The organism is Paraburkholderia humisilvae (genome assembly GCF_902859855.1).
GTDB lineage: Bacteria > Pseudomonadota > Gammaproteobacteria > Burkholderiales > Burkholderiaceae > Paraburkholderia > Paraburkholderia humisilvae.
On sequence record NZ_CADIKH010000221.1, the window covers coordinates 1 to 3,271 of the forward strand.

2 protein-coding genes and 1 pseudogene are annotated in these 3,271 nt (G+C 53.9%); 1 reads left to right on the forward strand and 2 read right to left on the reverse strand.

The genetic code is table 11. The annotated features are described in order from the left end of the window. Positions 1 to 127, reverse strand: a 127-nt coding sequence (locus HV796_RS41060) for a transposase (RefSeq protein WP_175233394.1), incomplete at its 3' end; no start/stop codon positions are given. 1,308 nt (positions 128 to 1,435) lie between these two features. On the opposite strand from HV796_RS41060, the gene HV796_RS41065 reads away from it, so the two are divergent. Beyond that, a complete protein-coding gene (locus HV796_RS41065) occupies positions 1,436 to 2,416 on the forward strand; it encodes an FUSC family protein (protein WP_175233395.1) in 981 nt (326 codons plus the stop codon). Positions 2,417 to 2,587: 171 nt separating this feature from the next. Here the strand turns inward: HV796_RS41065 and HV796_RS41070 are convergent. Continuing rightward, a pseudogene (locus HV796_RS41070) lies at positions 2,588 to 3,080 on the reverse strand (DDE-type integrase/transposase/recombinase); the annotation flags it as partial. Positions 3,081 to 3,271 lie beyond the last annotated feature (191 nt).

The following is a 3,271-nucleotide window of genomic DNA, read 5'->3' on the forward strand; positions in this document are numbered from 1 at the left end:
TGATCTGGTTCGGATGGACTTCGTATTGCTGCGCCAACTCCGCTAGCGTTTTGTCGCCCTTCAGGGCTGCCAGCGCTACCTTTGCCTTGAATGCCGGGCTGTGCGACCGGCAGCTTCTTTTTGTCATCTTTGGGTTCCTCCTGCTGGTCCCTATGACCAACTCAGGCCCCGACCGTTCCACTTACCGGCCTGTCCGAATTTCCGGCGCCATCTCTCCATCGAACTGTCACACATCCACCCCAATGCTATTATAACCAATTTTAGTTATTTGCGACTCCAACGTGATTGGCGATTATCATTACGTGACATTTTATAAATTCACAAAAAAATTCGCGCTCAGTTTATCACTGATGCCTTTAAATATATTTAATATATCAACTATTAATTGCTGCGCTCATAAACTCGTTACTCTTTCCCAGTAACATTACGCATCGTCAATGAATGGGCATCCACGCGGGAGCTGTCGCGCACGCCTGTTGCTCACAGGTGCTTGGCACGTGGAAGCTCAAGCCCCGACCTTGGCAATATATCCTGTTGATCAACCAGCGAGGCTGGCCTCGAGAGTGTGGTCAACGATCGCCGCGTAGCTCGCGGTGTCCGGTTCCCTGGCTGACTCGCTGTCCAAGCATTTTTTAAGATCGATGCTTAAAGCGTATGCATTCATTCTCCAGGCTTGAAAACCACACAGACGTGTGCTCATTGCACGACGCCCGGTCAACTATCGGAGCGTCTCTAAGTCGTGCGCTGCCAGCCAATGTCGTGCGCACTTGAAACACACCGTTGGCTGCCCCTTAGCCGGGACAGCTTTTCACTGGGGCGCAACCAGTTCTCGCTCAACGAAAGCGCAACCAAGGAGACTTCGATGGAAATCACGACTGGGGGAAACCTACGACGCACTAGTCGCGCCAACACAGTTTGTCTGGTCCATTTCGATGACGCGGGGTTTGCCGCATCACCCTCGGTGCAAACAGCATGGTCGGCGCGTAGACTGCCTCATTGTGTCGAACACCACTTCCATTGTTGGCATACGGTCTCCGGTGCGCGCGAGTTCGCCTCCAACGCGTTGACTCAACATCTCGCTAGTGCGTTCGTCAAAGGCGGCGCGGGCCTGGAGGTCCTCGAGGAGTTCGCTCTGCACGGCGATAGCGTCCCGGTATGGTGGTACTCGACAACGTCCTCGATCTATCATGTCATTTATCGTGAAGCGCATGAGCGCAGGCTACACGATGACCGTAAAACGATTATTCCATCTCCCACTCTACCTCCCCGAACTCAATTGCGTCGAGATCGTCTGGAAGCGAGCCGGACACCATTGGCACAGCTTCATCGTCTGGAGGAAGGGGGCTATCGATCGCTAGATTCGAAGCCTACCTCGAGCATAAGTCGCCAAATACCAGACTAACTTCGCCTAATAACTCGTTTTAAGTGATGTAATATGCACCTCAAAGTCGGATTCGGCCTCAAACTTTTCAGCTGCATCGCGTTGATATTTATTCCCGGATTTTTCTATAACAATATGCCGCTGTCTCTTGCGTGGTTATTGGGGCTGTTCGGTTGGCTTCTCGCGGAACCCCCTTCACACCATTTCCGCCAGTACGCGCGGACACTGGCGCTCACGACACTCGCATTTCCCATATTGGGCATTATTTTCAACCTGTGCCCGGACATAGCAACACAATTATGTTTTGTGATATTGTCTTCCGTTTTGGCGGTATATTTGAGCAGCCGATTCTGGCTACCCAACCTTGGCTTCGCGATACAGTTCATGACCAGCTCCTACATGGCATTGGCTGATTATCCCGTTCAACGGTTCTATTACTGGCCACTACAGCTTACGATCGGGAGCACGATCTACGCCCTGTATAGTCTATTGTGGGGTGGCTTGTGGGGTACGGATCGCCATCATTACCCCCGTGATCCGCGGCACGCGGAGTACGCATTGACGCTCGCATGGCGTTTGGCGGTGGGCTTGAGTTTATCGGCGGTGATAGCGCAATGGGCCGGGTTGCATCGGTCATTTTGGGTCTTGATGACCGTCGGCCTTGTATTGCAGGAAGACACTGCCAGTACGGTGCGACGCGCTCTGGAGCGCACACTGGGTACTTTTTTGGGCTGCGCATATGCGCTTCTTCTGATGCAATTTAATTTACCGACGGTTGCATGGTTGTTCTTGCTCTCTGTGGCATTGCCACTAGCGTATTCCGCAGCGCATAAATGGTACTTATTCAGCGTATCCTTTTATACACTGTCAGTTGCCTTTTTGTCCCACTACATCGGCACGCAAACCGAGAGCGTGCTTTCTGATAGAAGCCTTGATACATTGCTTGGATCGTCTCTCGCTGTAGTCAGCGTTGCCGTCACATCGAAGATGCCTTGGTTTGAGTGTTTCAAGATCAGGAACAGCAAGGACCAGTGAAGCGTCTCGTACAAAATTTGCGTCAAAGTTGTGGGGTACTGAAGGCGGCGCCACAATGATTGCGGAGGAGCTGTATGAGGTGTGGCGCACCAGTCCGCGTCTCAATCGTCATAGGGGCTTTGTCAATTTGCCCAACAGTGAGACGGCAAAAGGGGCAGATACGGCTACCGGTCAGAAAGCAGTCGACGAATTTTGGGCGAATCCGGCGAAATCACGCCATGCAACGAACCGGGCTGCGAGTTGTTTGCGATAGAGAGAAGCGCGCAGCAGATGGCGCTTGAGTGCGAAGTGCTGCCGAATCGGGCCGAGGATCGATAGGAAAGCCTGCGTGCGTTCAGGATCGTGAAAGCCGCGCATGCGCCGCTCGCCCTCGCGTGTCGGTTGGGTGGCCATTCCCTGCGCGGTTATTCGGCCGAGCTGCCACTTTGACGAACACGTGCTTCACGTTCGCAAGCTCCAGGATCCGCGCTTCTGCTGCAGAATAGTTTCGCAACTGCTCGGTGACGATCTTGCGCGGTGCCGGATTCGAACGCAGCACACGCGTGAAGAAGCGTTTGGTGGCGGCCTTGTCGCGCCGCTTTTGAACCGGGATGTCGAGTTCGGCGCCATGCTCATCGACCACACGCCACAGCAGGTATGGTTCACCGCGCAGGGTGACGAACAGGTAAGTAGGCCCGGGGGATGTCACTCTAGCAAGGCAAAAGAGAAGACTCATCGGAAAAACCTCGCTTGCCTTGAACAAATTGAGAGTGACCCGGTTCGACGGACGGATCTGCAGTTGGTTTTAGCCAGGTGTGGATCCTCCTGTTGCGTCGCGGGTTGTCCACGGCCGGGCGGCAGGTCGCCTGTCTCGAC

Coding starts and splice junctions, on each gene's coding strand:
- HV796_RS41065 (WP_175233395.1), top strand. CDS start 1,436: ATGCACCTCAAAGTCGGATTCGGCCTCAAACTTTTCAGCTGCATCGCG.